The sequence below is a fragment of the Pseudomonas chlororaphis subsp. aurantiaca genome (assembly GCF_013466605.1).
GTDB classification, from domain to species: domain Bacteria; phylum Pseudomonadota; class Gammaproteobacteria; order Pseudomonadales; family Pseudomonadaceae; genus Aquipseudomonas; species Aquipseudomonas chlororaphis_I.
The window spans coordinates 1,996,922-2,021,613 of sequence record NZ_CP059162.1 but is presented as its reverse complement, the minus strand read 5'-3'; the positions used below and the strand labels follow the sequence as shown (position 1 = coordinate 2,021,613).

The window sequence follows — 24,692 nt, the reverse complement described above, 5'->3', positions numbered from 1 at the left end:
CCCCCGTGCAGCCACCACCATACGCCAATTTCAGCAGGGGCAATGAGCACGAACGGGATGCCGAACCAGCGACCGAATATGACCATAACCGCTAAATTCGTCATATCTTAGCCGCAAGCGCAGCGGAACGAAATGCTCTTGTCAGAGCCTGACAGCTCAACTCGCGGCAGCCAGTTCGGTACTCGATGCCAACAACGGGCTCTGCTGATCCTTCAACCAACGCGCCACCAAAGGCCAGACTTCGGCCTGGGCGGCTTTGCTCACCAGCATCTCGACGTGGCCGAAATTGCCGCTGAACCCTTGTTCGCGCCCCAGGCAGACAAACTGTTTGTGCTCGGAACTCAACTGGTCAAACAGCTTGCGACAAGCCCAGGTCGGATCCTGATGATCCCCGGCCGCGCTCACCGCCAGTACCGGCAGCGAAACATCGGACAAACCGGCCCACCAGTCCTTCTGCCCATCCCCGAAACGCCCGAACAGCCCATACCAGCGCATGCCTTCCAGGGCCAGGCCAATGGGTTCATCCTCGGGGCCGCGCTTGAGCCGCGAGCCGGACAACTGGGCAAAACGCTTGAGAATGAAACGACCGCCCCACTCCACCGCCGGGATTTTCAACGGCCAATAGGTGCGGCTGACCTGACAACCGAACAGCGCCGCCGACGCCACTGCCGGCTCTCCCAGGTACTGGCCGCCCAGGGCCGCCGCCAGGGTAATGCCACCCAGGGAATGACCGATCCAGTGTGGAACCTGGCCGCTTTGTTCCCGCACGAAGGCGCCGATGGCGGGCAGATCGTATTGCGCATAGTCGGCGACGCGATTCTTGCGGTAGTCGGCATTGCGTCGCGACAGGCCGTGGCCACGCATCTCGGGGATCCATACATCGAAGCCCATGCGCGCCAGATACGCGCCCAGGCCGATGCCCTTGGGCGAATACCAGAAGCGCCGATTGGAGAAGCTGCCATGCAGCAGGATCACCGGCACGCCACGGGATTCGGGTTCGTCCGCCATCCCCAGGCGGGTAACGGCCAGCTCGACCGTGGCGTCCGGGCTGTTGCCAGGCTTCAGGCGGTAGACGTCTTCACTCAGGTCGCCTCGACGTTCAGCACTGATCAAGGCGACGGGAAATAGGTTGCTGCTGCTTTGCATAATGCTCTTGCACAAAAAAGGGCGGCTTCCAGATGGAGCCCGCCCTACTTGAATCTCAAAGCACCGGCCAGCCCGAAGGCTGGCCGGTGCTTCATTCCGCTTAGACCGCACCCTGCCCCTCGGCCAGGAAGAACCAGGTTTCCAGCACGGAATCCGGGTTCAGCGATACGCTTTCGATGCCCTGCTCCATCAGCCACTTGGCCAGGTCCGGGTGGTCGGACGGACCCTGGCCGCAAATACCGATGTATTTGCCGGCCTTGTTGCAGGCGGCGATGGCGTTGGCCAGCAGCTTCTTGACCGCTGGATTACGCTCGTCGAACAGGTGCGCGATGATACCCGAGTCGCGGTCCAGGCCCAGGGTCAGCTGGGTCAGGTCGTTGGAACCGATGGAGAAACCGTCGAAGAACTCGAGGAACTCTTCGGCCAGGATCGCGTTGGAAGGCAGCTCGCACATCATGATCACGCGCAGGCCGTTTTCACCGCGCTTGAGACCGTTTTCAGCAAGCAGATCCACCACCTGGCTGGCTTCGCCCAGGGTACGGACGAACGGCACCATGATCTCGACGTTGGTCAGGCCCATGTCGTTGCGCACACGCTTGAGGGCGCGGCACTCGAGCTCGAAGCAGTCACGGAAGGATTCGCTGATGTAACGCGAAGCACCGCGGAAGCCCAGCATCGGGTTTTCTTCTTCCGGCTCGTAGAGCTTGCCGCCGATCAGGTTGGCGTATTCGTTGGACTTGAAGTCCGACAGGCGCACGATGACCTTTTTCGGCCAGAACGCCGCGGCCAGGGTGCTGATGCCCTCGACCAGCTTGTCGACGTAGAAACCGACCGGTTCATTGTAACCGGCGATGCGCTTGTCGACGCTTTCCTTGATTTCATGGGGCAGGCCGGCGTAGTTCAGCAGTGCCTTGGGGTGCACGCCGATCATGCGGTTGATGATGAACTCCAGGCGGGCCAGGCCGACACCGGCGTTCGGCAACTGGGCGAAGTCGAAGGCACGGTCCGGGTTGCCGACGTTCATCATGATCTTGAACGGCAGCTCCGGCATGGCGTCGACGGAGTTTTTCTTCACGTCAAAGCCCAGCTCGCCTTCGAAGATGAAACCGGTGTCGCCTTCAGCACAGGACACGGTCACGCCCTGTCCATCCTTCAACAGTTCGGTGGCGTTGCCGCAACCGACAACGGCCGGGATCCCCAGCTCGCGCGCGATGATCGCGGCGTGGCAGGTACGGCCGCCACGGTTGGTGACAATGGCGCTGGCGCGCTTCATCACCGGTTCCCAGTCCGGGTCGGTCATGTCGGATACCAGCACGTCGCCGGCCTGGACCTTGTCCATCTCCGACACGTCCTTGATGATCCGCACCTTGCCGGCGCCGATGCGCTGGCCAATGGCGCGACCTTCCACCAGCACGGTGCCGGTTTCCTTCAACAGGTAACGCTCCATCACGTTGGCCTGGGTGCGGCTCTTCACGGTTTCCGGACGGGCCTGGACGATGTACAGCTTGCCGTCGTCGCCGTCTTTGGCCCATTCGATGTCCATCGGGCACTTGTAGTGCTTCTCGATGATCATCGCCTGCTTGGCCAGCTCGCTGACTTCGGCATCAGTCAGGCAGAAACGTGCGCGATCGGCCTTGTCGACATCGACGGTCTTGACCGAGCGACCGGCCTTGGCTTCGTCGCCATAGATCATCTTGATCGCCTTGCTGCCCAGGTTGCGGCGCAGGATAGCCGGGCGACCGGCTTGCAGGGTGCCCTTGTGGACGTAGAACTCGTCCGGGTTCACCGCACCTTGAACGACGGTTTCACCCAGGCCGTAGGCGCCGGTGATGAACACCACGTCACGGAAGCCCGACTCGGTGTCGAGGGTGAACATCACGCCGGCGGTACCGGTTTCCGAACGCACCATGCGCTGCACGCCGGCAGACAGGGCGACCAGCTTGTGGTCGAAGCCCTGGTGCACGCGGTAGGAAATGGCGCGATCGTTGAACAGGGAAGCGAAGACTTCCTTGGCGGCGCGAATGACGTTCTCGACGCCACGGATATTGAGGAAGGTTTCCTGCTGGCCGGCGAAGGAAGCATCCGGCAGGTCTTCGGCAGTGGCCGAGGAGCGCACGGCCACGGCCATGTCAGGGTTGCCCGCGGACAGCTTGGCGAACGCGGTGCGAATTTCGGTATTCAGTTGCTCGGGGAATTCGGCTTCCATGATCCATTGACGGATCTGGGCGCCGGTCTTGGCCAGGGCATTCACGTCATCGACGTCCAGGGCGTCGAGCGCGGCGTGGATCTGGTCGTTAAGACCGCTCAATTCGAGAAAATCACGATAGGCCTGGGCCGTCGTGGCAAAGCCTCCAGGGACCGATACACCGGCGCCTGCAAGGTTACTGATCATCTCGCCCAGGGATGCGTTCTTGCCCCCCACATGCTCTACATCATGGACGCCGAGCTTATCGAGGGAAACTACGTACTCTACCAAGGTGATCTCTCCACTAACTGTGTTGGAAAAGCTCAGAAGCCGGCTGCTCGGGGAGCGCTTGCCAGCTGTATGGCCTGGACCTGGAAAATAAGTGAGAATGCAGGCCATTGGAGGCCGGCAAATCGCGCCTATCATATCCAAGATTCGTCACTAGCTTAAGGCCCAAGGTGCAAATGAAACGATCTGCTTTCTTCATCTCCGACGGTACCGGCATCACCGCTGAAACCCTCGGCCAGAGCCTCCTGGCGCAGTTCGAAAACATCACCTTCAGCAAAATCACGCGACCGTATATCGACAGCGTAGATAAAGCGCGGGCCATGGTACAACAAATCAACATTGCCGCCGAAAAGGACGGATTTCGTCCGATTATCTTCGACACTATCGTCAATCAGGACATCCGTGAGATCCTCGCGACGTCCAATGGTTTCATGATCGACATCTTCTCGACCTTCCTCGCCCCCCTGGAGCTGGAGTTGAGCGAGCACTCGTCGTATTCGGTCGGCAAGTCCCATTCCATTGGCGGCAACTCCAATTATATGGAGCGGATCGAGGCGGTGAACTTCGCCCTAGACAACGACGACGGCGCCCGTACCCACTACTACGACAAGGCCGACCTGATCCTGGTCGGCGTGTCGCGCTGCGGCAAGACCCCGACCTGCCTGTACATGGCCATGCAGTTCGGCATCCGCGCCGCCAACTACCCGCTGACCGAAGACGACATGGAACGCCTGCAGCTGCCGACCGCCCTGCGCGCCCACCAGCACAAGCTGTTCGGCCTGACCATCGATCCCGACCGGCTCACCGCCATCCGCAACGAGCGCAAGCCCAACAGCCGCTACTCGAGCTACGCCCAATGCGAGTTCGAAGTGCGCGAGGTGGAAAACCTGTTCCGCCGCGAGAACATTCCGCACATCAACTCCACGCATTTCTCGGTGGAAGAGATCTCGGCGAAGATCCTCGTGGAAAAAGGCGTCGAGCGGCGCTTCAAATAGTTTTTTCTGACCAATAGAACGCTATCGCGAGCAAGCTCGCTCCTCCATGGCTTACAAAATCTTGTAGGAGCGAGCTAGTCGCAATCGGACCAACGGTCCGCCCTGCCCTCAGATCACCAACAGGTCCACGAACCGGTGCACCGCCGTGGCTTCCAGCTGCGCCTGGTCCTTGCACAGGGCAAAGATCTGCGCCGAACGCTGGGCCGTGAAGCGGGTGGCCAGGTTGGCCTTGAACTTGTCTTCCAGCAGCGGAATGCCTTCGGCGCGGCGCCGGCGATGGCCGATCGGGTATTCCACCGCCACCTGCCCGGTGCTCGAGCCATCCTTGAAAAACACTTGTAGCGCATTGGCGATGGAGCGCTTGTCGGCCTCCAGGTACTCGCGGGTGTAGCGCGGTTCTTCGACTATCTGCATCTTCTCGCGCAACTGATCGATGATCGGGTGGGCGGCATGGAAGCCGTCTTCATAGTGCTCGGCCACCAGGTTGCCAAACGCCAGCGGCACAGCGGTCATGTACTGGATGCAGTGATCGCGGTCGGCGGCGTTGGCCAGCGGGCCAACCTTGGAAATGATGCGGATCGCCGATTCGTGGGTGGTGATGACGATCCTGTCGATCTCGTGCAGGCGATTGCGTACCAGCGGGTGCAGGGTCACCGCCGCTTCACAGGCGGTCTGCGCATGGAACTCGGCCGGGAAGCTGATCTTGAACAGCACGTTTTCCATCACATAGCTGCCATATTTCTGCGACAGGCTGAAATGGCGCTGGTCTTCGGGCTTGAGCGCCAAGTCCTTGTTGGTGTGGCTGAACAGCACGTCGTAGAAACCCCACTGCGGCGCGCTCAGCACTCCCGGAATGCCCATCTCGCCGCGCAGGGCGATATCCGCCAGGCGCACACCACGACTCGTGGCGTCCCCCGCCGCCCAGGACTTGCGCGAACCGGCGTTCGGCGCATGCCGATAAGTGCGCAGCGCCTGGCCATCGACAAAGGCATGGGACAGCGCCGCCAGCAGCTGTTCGCGGTTGGCGCCCATCAGTTTGGCGGTGACCGCGGTCGAGGCGACCTTCACCAGCAGCACATGGTCGAGGCCGACGCGGTTGAAGGAGTTCTCCAGGGCGATCACCCCCTGGATCTCATGGGCCATGATCATGGCCTCGAGCACCGCGCGCATGGTCAGCGGCGCCTCGCCATTGGCCACGCGCTTTTGCGACAGGTGATCGGCCACGGCGAGGATGCCACCGAGGTTGTCGGAAGGATGGCCCCACTCGGCGGCGAGCCAGGTGTCGTTGTAATCCAGCCAACGGACGATGCAGCCGATATCCCAGGCCGCCTTGACCGGATCCAGGCGCAAGCGGGTGCCCGGCACCCGCGCGCCAAACGGCACGACCGTGCCTTCCACTATCGGCCCCAGGTGCTTGGTGCACTCCGGAAAGCGCAGGGCCAGCAGACCGCAGCCGAGGGTGTCCATCAGGCAGTTGCGGGCGGTATCCAGAGCCTCGTGGGACTCGATCCGGTAGTTCAGAACGTAATCGGCAATGTCCTGCAGGACCTGGTCGTAATCGGGGCGTTCGTTCAGATCAACGTTGGCGCTCATGGGCAGTTCACTCCATCAAGGGTTAGGTGTGGGTTGCATCCTCAAGGTCAGGCTGATCGGGTTATGTCTACTTATTTTATCCCTCGCAGGAGCGCTGGTCGGCGGCTTCCTGCGGGTAGCGGTTTTTCCTTAGAAGGCGTCGCCGGGCACACGCACCCAACCTTCCATCAAGACCCGTGCGCTGCGGCTCATGATGGCCTTGGTCACGCTCCATTCGCCGTTGTCCTGCACGGCTTCGGCGCCAACCCGCAAGGTTCCTGACGGATGGCCGAAACGCACCGCGCTGCGCTCCCCGCCGCCGGCCGCCAGGTTGACCAGGGTGCCGGGGATCGCCGCCGCCGTGCCGATGGCCACCGCGGCGGTGCCCATCATCGCGTGATGCAGCTTGCCCATGGACAGCGCGCGCACCAGCAGATCGACATCCGCAGCCTTCACCGCCTTGCCGCTGGACGCCTGGTAGTCCGCCGGCGGGGCGACAAAGGCGACCTTGGGCGTGTGTTGGCGCTTGGCCGCTTCGTCCAGGTGCTGGATCAGCCCCATTCGCAGCGCGCCGTGGGCGCGAATGGTCTCGAACATCGCCAGCACCTTGGGGTCGCCGTTGATATCGCCCTGCAGCTCGGTACCGCTGTAGCCGATGTCGCGGGCGTTGATGAAGATGGTCGGGATCCCGGCATTGATCAGGGTGGCCTGGAAAGTCCCGACGCCCGGCACTTCCAGGTCGTCCACCAGGTTGCCGGTGGGGAACATCGAACCGCCGGCGCCCTCCTCCTCAGCCGCCGGGTCCATGAATTCCAGCTGCACTTCGGCCGCCGGGAAGGTCACGCCATCCAGTTCGAAGTCGCCGGTTTCCTGCACCGCGCCATTGGTCATCGGCACATGGGCGATGATGGTCTTGCCAATATTGGCCTGCCAGACACGCACCACGGCCACGCCGTTCTGCGGGATGCGCTCGGCATCCACCAGGCCGCTGCTGATGGCGAAGGAACCGACCGCCGCCGACAGGTTGCCGCAGTTGCCGCTCCAGTCGACGAAAGGCTTGTCGATGGAGACCTGGCCGAACAGGTAATCCACGTCGTGACCGGGCTTGATGCTTTTCGACAGGATCACCGTCTTGCTGGTGCTGGAAGTGGCGCCACCCATGCCGTCGATCTGCTTGTCGTACGGGTCGGGGCTGCCGATCACCCGCAACAGCAACGCATCGCGGGCCGCGCCCGGCAGTTGTGCCGCCTCGGGTAGGTCTTGCAGGCTGAAGAACACGCCCTTGCTGGTGCCGCCACGCATATAGGTGGCGGGAATCTTGATTTGCGCTACGAAAGCCATGGATTTCGGTCCTGATAAAGAGCGAGGGCGGCGCCTTGCGGCCCGCCCCCGGTACGTCACTTAACTGGCGACAGCCGATTCGAGGAAGTCCTGGGCAAAGCGCTGCAACACACCGCCCGCTTCGTAGATCGACACCTCTTCGGCGGTGTCGAGACGGCAGGTCACCGGCACCTCGATGCGCTCGCCGTTCTTGCGCTGGATCACCAGGGTCAGGGTCGCGCGCGGCTTGCGCTCGCCCACCACATCGAAGGTTTCAGTGCCGTCGATGCCCAGGGTCTTGCGGTCGGTGCCCGGCTTGAACTCCAGCGGCAATACGCCCATGCCCACCAGGTTGGTGCGGTGGATACGCTCGAAGCCCTCGGCGGCGATGGCTTCCACCCCGGCCAGGCGCACGCCCTTGGCCGCCCAGTCACGGGACGAACCCTGGCCGTAGTCGGCGCCGGCGATGATGATCAGCGGCTGCTTGCGCTGCATATAGGTTTCGATGGCTTCCCACATCCGGGTGACCTGGCCTTCCGGCTCGATCCGCGCCAGCGAACCCTGCTTGACCTTGCCGCCTTCCTGGACCATTTCGTTGAACAGTTTCGGGTTGGCGAAGGTCGCGCGCTGCGCGGTCAGATGGTCGCCCCGGTGGGTCGCATAAGAGTTGAAGTCCTCTTCCGGCAGGCCCATTTTCGCCAGGTACTCGCCGGCCGCGCTGTCGAGCATGATGGCGTTGGACGGCGACAGGTGATCGGTGGTGATGTTGTCCGGCAGCACCGCCAGCGGACGCATGCCGGTCAGGCTGCGCGCCCCGGCCAGGGCGCCTTCCCAGTACGGCGGGCGACGGATATAGGTGCTCATTTCGCGCCAGTCGTACAGCGGCTCGACCCTGGGCCCGGTGTCTTCGTGAATGGCGAACATCGGGATGTATACCTTGCGGAACTGCTCGGGCTTCACCGAAGCCTTGACCACCGCGTCGATCTCTTCGTCGCTCGGCCAGATGTCCTTGAGGCGGATTTCCTTGCCGTTGGCGTCCAGGCCCAGCACGTCCTTCTCGATGTCGAAGCGGATGGTCCCGGCAATCGCATAGGCCACTACCAGCGGCGGCGACGCGAGGAACGCCTGCTTGGCATACGGGTGGATGCGCCCGTCGAAGTTGCGGTTGCCCGACAGTACCGCGGTGGCATACAGGTCGCGGTCGATGATCTCTTTCTGGATCACCGGGTCCAGCGCACCGGACATGCCGTTGCAAGTGGTGCAGGCAAAGGCCACGACGCCAAAGCCCAATTGCTCCAGCTCGTGGGTCAGTCCGGCTTCGTCCAGGTACATGGCCACTGTCTTGGAACCCGGCGCCAGCGACGACTTGACCCAGGGCTTGCGGGTCAGGCCGAGCTTGTTGGCATTGCGCGCCAGCAGGCCGGCGGCGATCACGTTGCGCGGGTTGCTGGTGTTGGTGCAGCTGGTGATGGCCGCGATGATCACCGCGCCATCGGGCATTTGCCCCGGCACTTCTTCCCACTGGCCGGCGATGCCCTTGGCCGCCAGGTCGCTGGTCGCCACCCGGGCGTGGGGGTTACTCGGGCCCGCCATGTTGCGCACCACCGAGGACAGGTCGAACTGCAAGCCGCGCTCGTACTGCGCGTCTTTCAGACTGTCAGCCCACAGGCCGGCCTGTTTGGCATAGGTCTCGACCAGTTGCACTTGCTCGTCTTCACGGCCAGTGAGCTTGAGGTAGTCGATGGTCTGCTGGTCGATGTAGAACATCGCCGCGGTGGCGCCGTATTCCGGCGCCATGTTGGAGATGGTCGCGCGGTCGCCCAGGGTCAGCGCCGCGGCGCCTGCGCCGAAGAACTCCAGGTAGGCGCCCACCACTTTCTGCTTGCGCAGGAACTCGGTCAGCGCCAGCACCATATCGGTGGCGGTGATGCCCGGTTGCAGCTTGCCGGTCAGCTCGACGCCGACGATTTCCGGCAGGCGCATCCAGGACGCCCGGCCGAGCATCACGCTTTCGGCTTCCAGGCCGCCGACGCCGATGGCGATCACGCCCAGGGCATCCACGTGCGGGGTGTGGCTGTCGGTGCCGACGCAGGTATCGGGAAAGGCCACGCCATCGCGCGCCTGGATCACCGGCGACATTTTCTCCAGGTTGATCTGGTGCATGATGCCGTTGCCCGGCGGGATCACGTCGACGTTCTTGAAGGCTTTCTTGGTCCAGTTGATGAAGTGGAAACGATCTTCGTTGCGCCGATCTTCCACGGCACGGTTCTTGGCGAACGCGTCCGGGTCGAAGCCACCGCACTCCACCGCCAGCGAGTGGTCGACGATCAACTGGGTCGGCACCACCGGGTTGACCTGGGCCGGATCGCCACCCTGGTCGGCGATGGCATCGCGCAGGCCGGCCAGGTCCACCAGGGCGGTCTGGCCGAGAATGTCGTGGCACACCACGCGGGCCGGAAACCACGGGAAGTCGAGGTCGCGCTTGCGCTCGATCAGTTGTTTCAGGGAATCGGTCAGGGTCGCCGGATCGCAGCGACGCACCAGGTTTTCCGCGAGCACGCGCGAGGTGTACGGCAGGCTGTCGTAGGCGCCGGGCTGGATCGCCTCGACGGCCGCGCGGGTGTCGAAGTAGTCCAGTCGGGTACCGGGTAACGGTTTACGAAATTCAGTGTTCATCGTCAGGGCTCGGTCACGGTGATTGCAAAAGGTGGTGCTGCTGAAACCGCTCCCCGATAGGAGCAAAGCTTGCTCGCGATGGCGGCGCAACGGTCGACATCGATGTTGAATGTCAGTCCGTCTTCGCGGGCAAGCCTCGCTCCTACAGGGCTCTGGGTTTAGCCAGGGCGTTCAAGCAGCCACCATTCAGCGACGTTCGATTGGCACGAACTTGCGCTGCTCGACGCCGACGTACTCGGCGCTTGGACGAATGATGCGGTTGTTGGCGCGCTGTTCGAACACGTGAGCCGCCCAGCCGGTCAGGCGCGAGCAGACGAAGATCGGGGTGAACAGCTTGGTCGGGATGCCCATGAAGTGGTACGCCGAGGCATGGTAGAAGTCGGCGTTGGGGAACAGCTTCTTCTGCTCCCACATGGTCTTGTCGATGGCTTCGGAAACCGGGAACAGCACCTTGTCGCCCACTTCGTCAGCGAGCTTTTTCGACCAGCCCTTGATCACCTCGTTGCGCGGGTCGTTGTCTTTGTAGATCGCGTGGCCGAAGCCCATGATCTTGTCCTTGCGCTCGAGCATGCCGAGGGTGCCCTTGATCGCCTCTTCCGGCGAAGCGAAACGCTCGATCATCTCCATCGCCGCCTCGTTGGCGCCGCCGTGCAGCGGGCCGCGCAGCGAACCGATGGCCGCGGTGACGCAGGAGTACAGGTCGGACAGGGTCGAGGCACAGACCCGGGCAGTGAAGGTCGAGGCGTTGAATTCGTGCTCGGCGTAGAGGATCAGCGACACGTTCATCACCTTGACGTGCAGCTCGCTCGGCTTCTTGCCGTGCAGCAGGTGCAGGAAGTGGCTGCCGATGCACGGCTCGTCGGTCACGCAATCGATGCGCTTGCCGTCGTGGCTGAAGCGGTACCAGTAGCACATGATCGCCGGGAACGCGGCCAGCAGACGGTCGGTGACGTCACGCTGTTGGGAGAAGTCCTGTTCCGGCTCGATATTGCCGAGGAACGAGCAGCCGGTGCGCATCACATCCATCGGATGGGCGTCGGCCGGAATGCGCTCCAGCACTTCTTTCAGCGCCTGCGGCAGGTCGCGCAGCTTGCTCAGTTTCTGGGTGTAGGCGTCCAGCTGCGCCTGGGTCGGCAGTTCGCCGTACAGCAGCAGGTAGGCCACTTCTTCGAACTGCGCGTCGGCCGCCAGTTCGCGGACGTCGTAACCCCGGTAGGTCAGCCCGGCACCGGCCTGGCCCACGGTCGACAAGGCAGTCTGTCCGGCCACCTGGCCACGCAGGCCAGCGCCACTCAATACTTTTGCTTCGGCCATTGCTCTCTCCAATCTTGAATTTGTTAGGGAATCGGCAAATCGTCAAAACCAATGCTGCTTTCTGTAGCCGCTGCCGCACGCTGCGATCGGCCGGTACGACCGTGGCGCCCTTATCGGCGCTAAAGGAGCTTCGGTACAACACCAAGCACCTGTGGTCCTATCGCAGCCTTCGGCAGCGGCTACAGGTTTTGCATCAGCAGTCGAACCGCGTTCGGGTTCAGCCCTTCTTCTGGGCGAACAGCACATCGAGCTTCTGCTCGAAGGTGTGGTAGTCGATGCGGTCGTACAGCTCCATGCGGGTCTGCATGGTGTCGATCACGTTCTGTTGGGTACCGTCGCGACGGATCGCGGTATAGACGTTTTCCGCCGCCTTGTTCATGGCGCGGAACGCCGACAGCGGGTACAGCACCAGGGAAACATCCACGGACTTCAGTTGTTCGGTGGTGTACAGCGGCGTGGCGCCGAACTCGGTGATGTTGGCCAGGATCGGCGCTTTCACCCGGCTGGCGAAGATCTTGTACATCTCCAGCTCAGTGATGGCTTCCGGGAACACCATGTCGGCGCCGGCCTCGATGCAGGCGGCGGCGCGGTCCAGGGCCGACTCCAGCCCTTCCACCGCCAGGGCGTCGGTACGGGCCATGATCACGAAGCTGTCGTCGGTGCGGGCATCCACCGCGGCCTTGATGCGGTCGACCATTTCCTGCTGGGAGACGATCTCTTTGTTCGGACGATGGCCACAGCGCTTGGCGCCGACCTGGTCCTCGATGTGAATCGCCGCCGCGCCGAACTTGATCATCGACTTGACGGTGCGCGCCACGTTGAACGCCGACGAACCGAAACCGGTGTCCACGTCCACCAGCAGCGGCAGGTCGCAGACGTCGGTGATGCGGCGCACGTCGGTCAGCACGTCGTCCAGCCCGGTGATGCCCAGGTCCGGCACGCCGAGGGAGCCGGCCGCCACCCCGCCACCGGACAGGTAAATCGCCTTGAACCCGGCGCGCTTGGCCAGCAGCGCATGGTTGGCATTGATGGCGCCGACCACCTGCAACGGTCGTTCGCTGGCGACCGCATCGCGGAAGCGCTGGCCTGGAGTGCTCTTGTTATTGGAACTCATGACTCACCTCGTGGAGTGGCTGTCTGCTTGGCGCCGTCCTGGTAATGACGGGCAATGTTGCGTTTGGAAGCGCCGATGTGACGGCGCATCAACAACTCGGCCAGTTCGCCGTCGCGATCGGCAATGGCATCGAGAATCCGGTGGTGCTCGGCGAACGCCTGGTGCGGGCGGTTGGGCGTGGCGGAAAACTGGATGCGGTACATGCGCACCAGTTGGTACAGCTCGCCGCAGAGCATCTGCGTGAGGGTGCGGTTGCCCGCGCCCTGGATGATCCGGTAGTGGAAGTCGAAATCGCCTTCCTGCTGGTAGTAACCGACCCCGGCCTGGAACGCCGCGTCGCGCTCGTGGGTATCGAGGACCCGGCGCAGCTCGTCGATTTCCTCGTTGGTCATGCGCTCGGCGGCCAGGCGGCAGGCCATGCCTTCCAGGGACTCGCGGATTTCGTAGAGTTCGATCAGCTCGGCATGGCTCAGGGACACCACCCGCGCCCCGACATGGGGCACCCGCACCAGCAGGCGCTGGCCTTCCAGGCGGTGGATCGCCTCGCGCAACGGGCCGCGGCTGATGCCATAGGTGCGCGCCAGTTCCGGCTCGGAGATCTTGCTGCCCGGGGCGATCTCGCCCTTGACGATGGCCGCCTGAATGCGCCTGAAGACGTTTTCGGACAAGGTTTCCGAATCGTCCTGCGTCCCGGCGGGGGGATCGAGCTGATCCAGCATATTGTCGACACCTTGAAAATCAATGCGACAAAAACTAGCCAATACAAGCCATGCAGTCAAAGTAAAAATAGATATTGTCGACAATCGTCTAATAACCCTTTGCACCAAACCGGCACAAAAGCCCCCGCCCCGCCGCTGGCGCCATAAAACCAGCATGCTAGAATGCCGCCCGCATTTGCCTGTCACATTAATAAGGCAGCACACGAGGGAGCTTGCGCAGCAATGCCAGTCGCCTTGAACTGAAGAACCCATGCAACGCACCAGGATCTATGAGACTCAAGGCCTTCTCCATACTGTTCTGCCTGCTCGGCCTGCCGGGCCTGAGTGCCGCCGCCGGCAAGACCGTTTACGGTCTGAATGAATACGCCAGGCTGTCCGGGATCGACCTGGAAGTCGCCGCCAAGCTCGACACCGGCGCCAAGACCGCCTCCCTCAGCGCCCGCGATATCAAGCGCTTCAAGCGCAATGGCGAGTCCTGGGTACGCTTCTACCTGGCCATCGACGCCGCCCATTCCCACCCCATCGAACGTCCGCTGGCCCGCGTCAGCAAGATCAAGCGCCGCGCCGGCGACTACGACCCCGATGAGGAAAACAACAAGAAGTACACCGCGCGCCCGGTCATCGAGCTGGATATCTGCATGGGCGGAGCCCTGCGCAGCATAGAAGTGAACTTGACCGACCGCAGTGCATTCCAATACCCGCTCTTGATCGGCTCCGAAGCGCTCAAGCGCTTCGATGCACTGGTCGACCCCAGTCTTAAATACGCTGCTGGCAAACCTGCCTGCGCCACCGACGCTCATACCGCAGAGTAACTCCAATGCGCTCTCTTACCCTCCATCTGAAAATCCTGATCGCCATCCTGGTGGTGCTGGGCATCTCGATCACGGCCTATCAGATTTTCGTGCTCGGCATCCCGGTGACCGAAGACGCCACCGACGACCTGTGGAACATCGACGCCAAGGTCGAATTCGTCGCCAACGCCAAGGACCCGATCAAGATCCAGATGTTCGTGCCGCCGCTGAGCCGCGATTACGTCAGCCTGAACGAGAGTTTCATCTCCAATAACTACGGGGTGGCGGTGAACCGCGTCGACGGCAACCGCAAGGTCACCTGGTCGGCACGCCGCGCCAAGGGCAACCAGACCCTCTACTACCGCCTGGTCCTGACCAAGCGCTACACCGCGGAAAAAGCCAAGATCAAGGGCCCGACCTTCCGCGACAGCATCGCCGTCGAAGGCCCGGAAAAGATCGCCGCCGAAGCCCTGCTCGCGCCGATCCGCCAGCACTCGGCCGACGTCGAGACCTTCATCAGCGAAGCCATCAAGCGGGTCAACAACAGCAACGACGACAACGCCAAGATGCTCCTGGCGGGCGATCCGTCGCCGGCGAACAAGGCCAAGATCGTCGACCTGCTGCTGTCCATCGCCCACGTACCGATGGAAAAGGTCCACACCATTCGCCTGGTGGCCGACCAGCCGCAGGCTCCGGAACTGTGGCTGCGCAGCTTCAACGGTACCGACTGGCTGTACTTCAACCCGGAAACCGGCGAACAGGGCCTGCCCAGCGACCGCCTGCTGTGGTGGATCGGTGACGACAACCTGATCACCGTCGATGGCGGCAAGAAAGCCACCGTCACCTTCAGCCTGAACAACAGCGAAATGAACGCCATTCGCCTGGCCAAGCTGACCGACGAGAACACCGACGCCAACTTCCTCGAATACTCGCTGTACGGCCTGCCGCTGCAGACCCAACAGACCTTCATGATCATGGTGATGATCCCGATCGGCGTGCTGGTGATCCTGGTGCTGCGCAACCTGATCGGCCTGCAGACCCTGGGCACCTTCACCCCGGTGCTGATCGCCCTGGCCTTCCGCGAAACCCAGCTGGGCTTCGGCATCGTGCTGTTCACCGTGATCACCGCGCTCGGGCTGTCGCTCAGGTCCTACCTGGAACACCTGAAGCTGCAGATGCTGCCGCGGCTGTCGGTGGTGCTGACCTTCGTCGTGGTGCTGATCGCCGCCATCAGCCTGTTCAGCCACAAGCTCGGCCTGGAACGCGGCCTGTCGGTCGCCCTGTTCCCGATGGTGATCCTGACCATGACCATCGAACGCCTGTCGATCACCTGGGAAGAACGTGGCGCCGGCCATGCGATGAAAGTCGCCATCGGCACGCTGTTCGCCGCCTCCCTGGCCCACCTGATCATGAGCGTGCCGGAGTTGATCTACTTCGTCTTCACCTTCCCGGCGATGCTGCTGATCCTAGTGGGCTTCATGCTGGCGATGGGTCGCTACCGCGGCTACCGCCTGACCGAGCTGATCCGTTTCAAAGCCTTCGTCAAGGCTGATTCGTAATGTTCGGCCTGTGGAAGACCTGGAAGGCCCTGGAAGCCCGGGGCATCATGGGGATCAATCGGCGTAACGCGGACTACGTACTCAAGTACAACAAGCGCAGCCTGTACCCGATCGTCGACGACAAGATCATCACCAAGGAACGCGCGATCGAGGCCGGCATCCATGTGCCGGAACTGTACGGCGTGATCTCAACCGAGAAGGAAATCGACAAGCTCGACGAGATCATCGGCGGGCGCAACGACTTCGTGATCAAGCCGGCGCAAGGCGCCGGCGGCGACGGCATCCTGGTGATCGCCGACCGTTTCGAAGGCCGCTACCGCACGGTGTCGGGCAAGATCATCAGCCATGAGGAAATCGAGCACCAGATTTCCAGCATCCTCACCGGCCTCTACTCCCTGGGCGGCCACCGTGACCGGGCGCTGATCGAATACCGGGTAACCCCGGACCAGATCTTCAAGAGCATCAGCTACGAAGGCGTGCCGGACATCCGCATCATCGTGCTCATGGGCTACCCGGTGATGGCCATGCTGCGCCTGCCGACCCGCCAGTCCGGCGGCAAGGCCAACCTGCACCAGGGCGCCATCGGCGTCGGCGTCGACCTGGCCACCGGCCTGACCCTGCGTGGCACCTGGCTGAACAACATCATCGCCAAGCACCCGGACACCACCAATGCGGTGGATGGCGTGCAACTGCCCTACTGGGACGGCTTCATGAAGCTGGCGGCCGGGTGTTACGAGTTGTGCGGCCTGGGCTACATCGGGGTCGACATGGTGCTGGACCAGGAAAAGGGCCCGCTGATCCTCGAGCTCAACGCCCGCCCCGGCCTGAACATCCAGATCGCCAACGACTGCGGCCTGACCCAGCGCACCCATGCGGTCGAAGCGCACCTGGGAGAACTGAAGGCCCGTGGCATCAGCGAAACCGTCGAGCAGCGCGTGCAGTTTGCCCAGGACCTGTTCGGCCATATCCCGGCGGTGGAAGGCTGATCCACCGGCATCGACCTGTAGCCGCTACCGCAGGCTGCGCCCGACCACAAAGCGGGCGCGGCCTTTAAAAGCGCTGGAGGACCTTCGGTCCTATCGCGGCCTGCGGCAGCGGCTACAGTGCGATGCGTCGTAAACCGGGCAATCCCCGACATCCCCACTAGGAGCAAATCCTTGAGAGGACTACAATCGCCAGCCGCGCTCCTCCGATGGCTGATCCACCCCGCATGTCGACCTGCTCCGTACACCCGCTGCCCTATCGCCCCAACCCCGCCGAGTATTTCGCGGCGATCCGCCATGCCCCTGGTGCCGTCCTGCTCGACAGCGGCCGGCCCAGTGCCGAGCGCGGCCGCTACGACCTGCTCAGCGCCTGGCCACGGACCCAGCTGGCCGTCCTCAAGGACGAAAGCGGCGAAGATTTCCTGCAACGCCTGCGGCTCAACCTGGATCAACTGGGCCAGGCGGCGATCCCCGCGCCTTACCAACTGCCCTTCGCCGGCGGGCTGATCGGTTACCTGAGCTACGACTTCGGACGCCACCTGGAACGCTTGCCCAGCCAGGCCCTGGACGACCTGCAGCTGCCCGATGCGCGCTTCGGCCTCTACGACTGGGTACTGATCAGCGACCATCAGCAGTGCACCAGCCAACTGGTGTTCCACCCGGCCCTTGCCGCCGCCGAACGCCAGCGCCTGATCGCCCTGTTCAGCCAGGCGCCAGCCAGCACCGACGGCAGCTTCAAGCTCAGCGGGCCGATGCGCCCCGACCTCAGCGCCGCGCAGTATCAACAGGCGTTCGAGCGTATCCAGGCGTACATCCAGGCCGGCGACTGCTATCAGGTCAACTTCGCCCAGCGCTTTCGCGCGCCCTGCGTCGGCGATCCATGGAGCGCCTACTGCGCACTGCGCGCGGCCTGCCCGACGCCTTTTTCCGGGTTCCAGAGCCTGCCGGAAGGTGGCGCGGTACTCAGCCTGTCGCCGGAACGCTTCGTGCGGATCAGTGAGCGCCAGGTGGAAACCCGACCGATCAAGGGCACCCGCCCACGCAGCCAGGATGCCGCCGAAGACGCGGCGAACGCCGCCGAACTGCTGGCCAGCCCCAAGGACCGCGCGGAAAACCTGATGATCGTCGACCTGCTGCGCAACGACCTGGGCCGCACCTGCCGCATCGGCTCGGTGCGGGTGCCGGAGCTGTTCAGCCTGGAAAGCTACCCGAACGTGCATCACCTGGTGAGCAGCGTCACCGGTGAGCTGGCGGACGACAAGGACGCTCTGGACCTGATCGCCGGCAGCTTCCCCGGCGGCTCGATCACCGGCGCGCCGAAGATCCGCGCCATGCAGATCATCGACGAACTGGAGCCGACTCGACGCGGGCTGTATTGCGGTTCGTTGCTGTACCTGGATGTGCGTGGCGAGATGGACAGTTCGATCGCCATCCGCAGCCTGCTGGTCAAGGACGGGCAGGTCTGCTGCTGGGGCGGTGGCGGGATTGTCGCGGACTCGGACTGGCAGGCCGAGTATCAGGAGTCCATCACCAAGGTGAAGGTGCTGCTGGAGACCTTGCAGAGCCTTTAAAAGTATCGCGGGAAAGTCGGATCGCCGCCCGCTCGCTCCTACGGGTTACGGCGCGGACCTGTAGGAGCGAGGCTTGCCCGCGATAGCTGCGCCGCGAACCTACAGGCTCAACTCACGGTTCGACGCCGTGAGGAATTCCTGCTTCAACTCGGCAAAGCTATGCACCGCCGGGAACTGCGGGAACTCGCGAATCACGTTATCCGGGGCATGGAACAGAATGCCGGCGTCGGCCTCGCCGAGCATGCTGGTGTCGTTGTACGAATCCCCTGCCGCGATCACCCGGTAGTACAGGCTCTTGAAGGCCAGCACCGACTGGCGCTTGGGGTCTTTCTGGCGCAGCTGGTAACCGGTCACCCGGCCGCTGTCGTCGGTGACCAGGCGGTGGCACAGCAGCGTGGGGAAGCCCAGCTGGCGCATCAGCGGCTGGGAAAACTCATAGAAGGTATCGGACAGAATCACCACCTGGAAACGCTCGCGCAGCCAGTCGACGAACTCGATGGCGCCGTCCAGCGGCTTGAGGGTGGCGATCACTTCCTGAATGTCCGAGAGCTTCAGGCCGTGCTCGTCGAGAATCCGCAGGCGCTGCTTCATCAGCACATCGTAATCGGGGATATCCCGGGTGGTCGCCTTGAGGGATTCAATCCCGGTTTTTTCGGCAAAGGCGATCCAGATTTCCGGGACCAGTACACCTTCCAGGTCGAGACAGGCAATTTCCACGAGACACTCCCATTTGTATTGGTTATTCGAGCGAGCAAAAGGACTGCCGAACTCTAGCGATTCGCCCCAACCCACGCAACGCAAGGAGCGCGCCAGCCGGGGGCGGATTTTGTTACCATCGCCTGTATCTAGAGCGCTCAGCGCCACCGACCTGTAGGAAACCGCCCTGATGAGCCCATCGTTCAATGTCGCTGAACTCGCCGCGACCTATGCCCAAAAATCCGCCCAGGACATTCTCAAGCTGGCCTTTGCCGAGTTTGGCGATGACCTGTGGATCTCTTTCAGTGGCGCCGAGGATGTGGTGCTGGTGGACATGGCCTGGAAGCTGAACAAGAACGTCAAGGTCTTCAGCCTCGACACCGGTCGCCTGCACCCGGAAACCTATCGTTTCATCGAGCAGGTACGCGAGCACTACAAGATCGACATCGAGGTGGTTTCGCCGGACCACGCCAAGCTCGACCCCTTCGTCAAGGAGAAAGGCCTGTTCAGCTTCTACAAGGACGGCCACGGCGAGTGCTGCGGTATCCGCAAGATCGAACCGCTGCGCCGCAAGCTGTCCACCGTCAGCGCCTGGGCCACCGGCCAGCGCCGCGACCAGAGCCCGGGCACCCGCAGCCAAGTGGCGGTGCTGGAGATCGACAGCGCCTTCTCCACCCCGGAACGCACCTTGTACAAGTTCAACCCGCTGGCGCAGATGACCAGCGAAGAGATCTGGGGTTACATTCGCATGCTCGAGCTGCCGTACAACAGCCTGCACGAGCGCGGCTTCATCAGCATCGGCTGCGAGCCTTGCACCCGTCCGGTGCTGCCGAACCAGCACGAGCGCGAAGGCCGCTGGTGGTGGGAAGAAGCCACGCAGAAGGAATGCGGCCTGCACGCCGGCAATATCATCAGCAAGGGCTAAAGCCCCCCATTCCTCTTTCCTCTGGTCTGTAGGAGCGAAGCGGTGTGTCAGGTACGCCGTCTCGCGAGCAAGCTTCGCTCCTACAGCGGCGACAACTCTGTACACACAAGCGTCACTACAGGTGCCATTTTTGTGTGCACTTTCTGCTTCAATGCCCCAAAAAGTTACACCTCGCGCCCTGCATCGCCAGGCAGCGTCTCTCACACCTCGCCCCACGAAAAATAAATACCTGTTCAATCGGTCAATTTATAGTTTCGCAGTTTCAGTCACTTAGAAATTATTAAGAACAAACCGAAATTATCGGCCATTTGCTTAGATTGGGTTCTGGCACGGAAGTGGCTTAAGTCGCCTCGCATCTTGTATACAAATTAAATAAAAAATACATACAACTTACATCCGCAAGCCGGGTTCCCGAATCCGCCTGCAGATGCCCAGAACCCAGTGATTCCCGGACCCGCGCCGAAGACTGCCGAGCCTTGCGCTCAAGCACAGTCAGCGCTGGTCCGCGATCAGGAGCCTGCCGGAATGCGTACAAGCCTTGCCAACAACATCGCACTGGATTTGCCCTCCTCCCACGCCAACCTCGACCCCGGCACCGCCGCCACGGTCGACCTCAGCCCACGCCTGCACAACCGCGACCTGGCGCCGACCAAGGTCGAAGGCCGGCGCTGGGGCGGCTACAGCATCTTTGCCCTGTGGACCAACGACGTACACAACATCGCCAATTACTCCTTCGCCATCGGCCTGTACGCCCTGGGCCTGGGCGGCTGGCAGATCCTCTTGTCCCTGGGGATCGGCGCGGCGCTGGTGTACTTCTTCATGAACCTGTCCGGCTATATGGGCCAGAAGACCGGCGTGCCCTTCCCGGTGATCAGCCGTATCAGCTTCGGCATCCATGGCGCGCAGATTCCGGCGCTGATCCGCGCGGTGATCGCCATTGCCTGGTTCGGCATCCAGACCTACCTGGCCTCGGTGGTGTTCCGGGTATTGCTCACGGCCATCCATCCCGGCTTCGCCGACTACGACCACAACTCGATCCTCGGCCTGTCGAGCCTGGGCTGGGTGTGTTTCGTGGCGATCTGGCTGGTCCAGCTGGCGATCCTCGCCTACGGCATGGAAATGGTCCGGCGCTACGAGGCCTTCGCCGGCCCGGTGATCCTGGTGACCGTTGCTGCCCTCGCCGCCTGGATGTTCACCCAGGCCAACGCCCGCATCGCCTGGTCGATCCACGAGCCGCTGAGCGGTGGCGAGATGTGGCGCCAGATCTTCGCCGGCGGTGCGCTGTGGCTGGCGATCTACGGCACGCTGATCCTCAACTTCTGCGACTTCGCCCGCTCCTCGCCCTGCCGCCGGACCATCAAGGTCGGCAACTTCTGGGGGCTGCCGGTGAACATCCTGGTGTTCGCGGCCATCACCGTATTGCTCTGCGGCGCGCAGTTCCAGATCAACGGCAAGATCATCGAAAGCCCGACCGAAATCATCGCCTCGATCCCCAATACCTTCTTTCTGGTACTCGGCTGCCTGGCGTTCCTGATCGTCACCGTGGCGGTGAACATCATGGCCAACTTCGTCGCCCCGGCCTTCGTGCTCAGCAACCTGGCGCCGAAATACCTGACCTTCCGCCGCGCCGGGCTGATCAGCGCGACTATCGCGGTGCTGATCCTGCCGTGGAACCTCTACAACAGCCCGCTGGTGATCGTGTACTTCCTGTCCGGGCTCGGCGCCCTGCTGGGGCCGCTGTACGGGGTGATCATGGTCGACTACTGGCTGCTGCGCAAAGGCCGGATCAACGTGCCCGAGCTGTACAGCGAGCACCCGCAAGGCGCTTATTTCTACAGCCGCGGGGTCAACCTGCGGGCGGTGGCGGCGTTCATTCCGTCGGCGCTGATCGCCATTGTCCTGGCCCTGGTGCCGGGGTTTGCCAGCATCTCGCCCTTCTCCTGGCTGATCGGCGCCGGCATTGCCGGCCTGCTGTACCTGATCATCGCCAAACGCCAGCCGCACTATGCGGATGTCAGCGGCGAATCCATCGCAGTCGATAACGTCTGCCACTAACCTTGAACGGCCCGCGTGCGGCGGGCCCCGAATGCCTCACCGATAAGGACAGCCCATGCGAATTCTCGTGGTCAACGTCAACACCACCGACTCCATCACCCAGGCCATCGCGCGTCAGGCCCAGGCCGTGGCCGCGCCCGGCACCGAAATCGTCGGCCTGACCCCACACTTCGGCGCCGACTCCGTCGAAGGCAACTTCGAAAGCTACCTGGCCGCCATCGCCGTCATGGACCGCGTGCTGTCCTACGACCAGCCCTACGACGCGGTGATCCAGGCCGGTTATGGCGAGCACGGTCGCGAAGGCCTGCAGGAGCTGCTCAATGTGCCGGTGGTGGACATCACCGACGCCGGCGCCAGCACCGCGATGTTCCTCGGCCACGCCTACTCGGTGGTGACCACCCTGGATCGCACCGTGCCGCTGATCGAGGATCGCCTGAAACTCTCCGGCCTGTACGAGCGTTGCGCTTCGGTACGCGCCAGCGGGCTGGCGGTGCTGGAGCTGGAAGAGGACCCGGCGCGCGCCGTGGAAGCCATCGTGCGCCAGGCCGAGCTGGCGGTCAGCGAAGACAAGGCGGAGGTGATCTGCCTGGGCTGCGGCGGCATGGCCGGCCTGGACGAGCAGATCCGCCAGCGCACCGGCGTGCCGGTGGTGGACGGCGTGACCGCGGCGGTGACCATCGCCGAATCCCTGGTACGGCTGGGGCTGTCCACCTCCAAGGTGCGCACCTATGCCACGCCGCGGCCGAAGACCATCATCGGCTGGCCAGGGCGTTTCGGGCGCTGAGCCAGCGCCGATCGCGAGCAAGCCCGCTCCTGGAGGGACGCGGGTTTGCGCGCACCTTCAAACCGCGCTGAAGCGCTGCTCCAGGCCCAGCTCGGCGAACTGCTCGATCACGAAGTCGACGAAAGCCCGGGTCTTGCCCGGCAAGAGTTTGTGTTCGGCGTAGTAGATCGAGATGTTGCCGTCGTCGACGTACCAGTCCGGCAATACCCGCTGCAGGGTGCCGGCATTCAGATAACCGACGGCGAACGGCATGCTCACCAGCGCCACCCCCAGGCCTTGGGCGGCGCTGGCGCAGGCCGCTTCCGAATCGCTCATGGTCATCCGCGCCTTCAGGTTCAGCGGGCTTTGCTGCCGGGTGCGGCCGGTCAGGGCCCAGGAACGTATCCGCCCGGTCTGCGGCGAGCGGATCAGGATGCCTTCGCAATGCTGCAAATCCTCGGGCTGCTCGACCGCCGCGCAGCGCGCCAGATACTCCGGCGAGGCCACCAGGATGCGATGAGCCGGGCTCAGCCGTCGCGCCACCACCCCTTGAGGCAGTTCGAAGCCGCCGCCGATCGCCGCGTCGAAGCCCTGGCCGATCAGGTCCACCTGGCGATTATCGAAATGCCAGTCCGGGCTGATCTCCGGAAAACGCCGCAGGAACTCGCCGAGCATGGGCACTATGTACAGCCGCCCGAACACCGTGCCCATGCTGACTTTCAGGGTACCCGCCGGGCGCCCTTCGGCGCTGGCCAGGTTGGCCACGGCGTTCTGGATGGTGTACAGGCTGGCGCTGACCTCATCGAGAAACAGCTTGCCGGCTTCGGTCAGGGTCAGGCGGCGGGTGCTGCGCTGAAACAACCTGACTCCAAGCCGGGCCTCGAGCTTGGCCACGCTTTTACCCACCGCCGCAGGGGTCAGGCTCAAGCGTCGCGCAGCTTCGGCAAAGCTGCCGACTTCGGCGCTACGCACGAAGCATTCGATGCTGCTGAAGGTTTCCATGGCGCCTCACTCTAAACTTCTGGTTTATACAGACTAGAGCGATTCCTATCTACACAGCACCTAATCCGAGGTCGATACTCGACTCCAACCACAAGGCAGCCCGCCTTGGACTTTTGGAGAACGACATGACCACCCAATCCCTCAGCGGCAAAGTAGCCTTGGTTCAAGGCGGTTCCCGCGGCATCGGCGCCGCCATCGTGCAACGCCTGTCAGCCGAAGGCGCCGCCGTGGCCTTCACCTACGTCAGTTCCACCGCCAAGGCCCAGGCCTTGCAGGACAGCATCACCCAGGCCGGCGGCAAGGCCTTGGCGATCCTCGCCGACAGCGCCGATGCCGCGGCCATCCGCCAGGCGGTCGAGAGCACGGTCGAAACCTTTGGCCGCCTGGACATCCTGGTCAACAACGCCGGCGTCCTGGCCGTCGGCCCGCTGGAAGACTTCAAGCTGGAAGACTTCGACCGGACCCTGGCCATCAACATCCGCAGCGTGTTCGTCGCCACCCAGGAAGCGGCCCGACACATGGGCGAAGGCTCGCGCATCATCAACATCGGCAGCACCAATGCCGAACGCATGCCTTTTGCCGGCGGCGGTACCTATGCCATGAGCAAGTCGGCCCTGGTCGGCCTGACCAAAGGCCTGTCCCGCGACCTCGGCCCACGGGGCATCACCATCAACAATGTGCAGCCCGGCCCGGTCGACACCGACATGAACCCGGCCCACGGCGACTTCGCCGAAAGCCTGATCCCGCTGATGGCTATCGGGCGCTACGGCCACGCGGAAGAAATCGCCAGCTTCGTGGCTTACCTGGCAGGCCCGGAAGCGGGTTACATCACCGGCGCCAGCCTGAGCATCGATGGTGGCTTCAGCGCCTGATTCCTGCGCCCATGAAAAACGCCGGGCCACTTTCATCAGGTGGCCCGGCGTTTTTTTGTAGGAGCCGTCGCAGGCTGCGATCGACTCCTCAGGAGGCGCGGCACTTGAGACCGCTAAAGCCCTGTCGGGCTTATCGCAGCCTGCGG

The 24,692-nt window shown here is 63.2% G+C and carries 19 protein-coding genes; 9 read left to right on the top strand and 10 right to left on the bottom strand.

The features are described from left to right. Nucleotides 1-156: 156 nt before the first annotated feature. Both H0I86_RS09250 and ppsA read right to left on the bottom strand, forming a co-directional pair. Complete coding sequence (locus tag H0I86_RS09250) at nucleotides 157-1,146, bottom strand: alpha/beta fold hydrolase (RefSeq protein ID WP_180924787.1); 990 nt, start codon at nucleotides 1,144-1,146, stop codon at nucleotides 157-159. 100 nt (nucleotides 1,147-1,246) lie between these two features. Beyond that, nucleotides 1,247-3,622, bottom strand: a complete 2,376-nt coding sequence (gene ppsA, locus H0I86_RS09245; protein WP_009047902.1) for a phosphoenolpyruvate synthase — start codon at nucleotides 3,620-3,622, stop codon at nucleotides 1,247-1,249. A 173-nt stretch (nucleotides 3,623-3,795) separates the two neighbouring features. On the opposite strand from ppsA, the gene ppsR reads away from it, so the two are divergent. Then, nucleotides 3,796-4,614 carry a posphoenolpyruvate synthetase regulatory kinase/phosphorylase PpsR gene (gene ppsR, locus H0I86_RS09240; RefSeq protein ID WP_007927505.1) on the top strand — a complete coding sequence of 273 codons (819 nt, stop codon included), beginning with the start codon at nucleotides 3,796-3,798 and terminating at the stop codon, nucleotides 4,612-4,614. Nucleotides 4,615-4,722: 108 nt separating this feature from the next. Here the strand turns inward: ppsR and prpD are convergent, their stop codons facing one another. The 6 genes from prpD to H0I86_RS09210 all read right to left on the bottom strand — a co-directional run bounded on the left by prpD (nucleotide 4,723) and on the right by H0I86_RS09210 (nucleotide 13,329). Next, a complete protein-coding gene (gene prpD, locus H0I86_RS09235; RefSeq protein ID WP_180924786.1) occupies nucleotides 4,723-6,207 on the bottom strand; it encodes a 2-methylcitrate dehydratase in 1,485 nt (494 codons plus the stop codon). 129 nt (nucleotides 6,208-6,336) lie between these two features. Continuing rightward, complete coding sequence (prpF, locus tag H0I86_RS09230) at nucleotides 6,337-7,527, bottom strand: 2-methylaconitate cis-trans isomerase PrpF (protein ID WP_180924785.1); 1,191 nt, start codon at nucleotides 7,525-7,527, stop codon at nucleotides 6,337-6,339. A 60-nt stretch (nucleotides 7,528-7,587) separates the two neighbouring features. Then, complete coding sequence (gene acnD / locus H0I86_RS09225) at nucleotides 7,588-10,182, bottom strand: Fe/S-dependent 2-methylisocitrate dehydratase AcnD (protein WP_180924784.1); 2,595 nt, start codon at nucleotides 10,180-10,182, stop codon at nucleotides 7,588-7,590. A 186-nt stretch (nucleotides 10,183-10,368) separates the two neighbouring features. Next, nucleotides 10,369-11,496: a bifunctional 2-methylcitrate synthase/citrate synthase gene (gene prpC / locus H0I86_RS09220; protein ID WP_180924783.1), complete on the bottom strand. Its 1,128-nt coding sequence runs from the start codon at nucleotides 11,494-11,496 to the stop codon at nucleotides 10,369-10,371. A 217-nt stretch (nucleotides 11,497-11,713) separates the two neighbouring features. Next, a complete protein-coding gene (gene prpB, locus H0I86_RS09215; protein WP_180924782.1) occupies nucleotides 11,714-12,610 on the bottom strand; it encodes a methylisocitrate lyase in 897 nt (298 codons plus the stop codon). After that, complete coding sequence (locus H0I86_RS09210; RefSeq protein ID WP_180924781.1) at nucleotides 12,607-13,329, bottom strand: GntR family transcriptional regulator; 723 nt, start codon at nucleotides 13,327-13,329, stop codon at nucleotides 12,607-12,609. The genes prpB and H0I86_RS09210 overlap by 4 nt, the downstream gene beginning before the upstream one ends. Nucleotides 13,330-13,598: 269 nt before the next feature. On the opposite strand from H0I86_RS09210, the gene rloA reads away from it, so the two are divergent. The 4 genes from rloA to pabB all read left to right on the top strand — a co-directional run bounded on the left by rloA (nucleotide 13,599) and on the right by pabB (nucleotide 18,233). Then, nucleotides 13,599-14,141 carry a retropepsin-like aspartic peptidase RloA gene (gene rloA, locus H0I86_RS09205; protein WP_007930640.1) on the top strand — a complete coding sequence of 181 codons (543 nt, stop codon included), beginning with the start codon at nucleotides 13,599-13,601 and terminating at the stop codon, nucleotides 14,139-14,141. Between the two features lie 5 nt (nucleotides 14,142-14,146). Then, the gene (rloB, locus tag H0I86_RS09200; RefSeq protein WP_180924780.1) at nucleotides 14,147-15,679 is read left to right on the top strand and encodes an osmotic stress tolerance membrane protein RloB; all 1,533 of its coding nucleotides are present in this window, start codon (nucleotides 14,147-14,149) and stop codon (nucleotides 15,677-15,679) included. Beyond that, entirely contained in the window at nucleotides 15,679-16,665 is a 987-nt protein-coding gene (locus tag H0I86_RS09195; protein ID WP_180924779.1) for an alpha-L-glutamate ligase-like protein, read from the top strand. The genes rloB and H0I86_RS09195 overlap by 1 nt, the downstream gene beginning before the upstream one ends. A gap of 224 nt (nucleotides 16,666-16,889) precedes the next feature. Beyond that, on the top strand, nucleotides 16,890-18,233 hold the full coding sequence (gene pabB / locus H0I86_RS09190) for an aminodeoxychorismate synthase component I (RefSeq protein ID WP_180925809.1): 1,344 nt from the start codon (nucleotides 16,890-16,892) through the stop codon (nucleotides 18,231-18,233). A gap of 99 nt (nucleotides 18,234-18,332) precedes the next feature. Here the strand turns inward: pabB and thrH are convergent, their stop codons facing one another. Further along, complete coding sequence (thrH, locus tag H0I86_RS09185; protein WP_180924778.1) at nucleotides 18,333-18,950, bottom strand: bifunctional phosphoserine phosphatase/homoserine phosphotransferase ThrH; 618 nt, start codon at nucleotides 18,948-18,950, stop codon at nucleotides 18,333-18,335. Between the two features lie 169 nt (nucleotides 18,951-19,119). Between thrH and H0I86_RS09180 the strand changes: the two genes are divergently transcribed. From H0I86_RS09180 to H0I86_RS09170, 3 genes are all read left to right on the top strand, one after another. Next, the gene (locus H0I86_RS09180; protein ID WP_016704990.1) at nucleotides 19,120-19,854 is read left to right on the top strand and encodes a phosphoadenylyl-sulfate reductase; all 735 of its coding nucleotides are present in this window, start codon (nucleotides 19,120-19,122) and stop codon (nucleotides 19,852-19,854) included. Nucleotides 19,855-20,379: 525 nt separating this feature from the next. Beyond that, nucleotides 20,380-21,909, top strand: coding sequence for an NCS1 family nucleobase:cation symporter-1 (locus H0I86_RS09175; RefSeq protein WP_180924777.1), 1,530 nt, complete (start codon nucleotides 20,380-20,382; stop codon nucleotides 21,907-21,909). A 55-nt stretch (nucleotides 21,910-21,964) separates the two neighbouring features. After that, the gene (locus H0I86_RS09170) at nucleotides 21,965-22,693 is read left to right on the top strand and encodes an aspartate/glutamate racemase family protein (protein WP_180924776.1); all 729 of its coding nucleotides are present in this window, start codon (nucleotides 21,965-21,967) and stop codon (nucleotides 22,691-22,693) included. Between the two features lie 57 nt (nucleotides 22,694-22,750). Here the strand turns inward: H0I86_RS09170 and H0I86_RS09165 are convergent, their stop codons facing one another. Next, a complete protein-coding gene (locus tag H0I86_RS09165) occupies nucleotides 22,751-23,674 on the bottom strand; it encodes a LysR family transcriptional regulator (protein WP_180924775.1) in 924 nt (307 codons plus the stop codon). A 125-nt stretch (nucleotides 23,675-23,799) separates the two neighbouring features. On the opposite strand from H0I86_RS09165, the gene H0I86_RS09160 reads away from it, so the two are divergent. Continuing rightward, entirely contained in the window at nucleotides 23,800-24,546 is a 747-nt protein-coding gene (locus tag H0I86_RS09160) for a 3-oxoacyl-ACP reductase family protein (protein ID WP_180924774.1), read from the top strand. The last annotated feature ends 146 nt before the right edge of the window (nucleotides 24,547-24,692 follow it).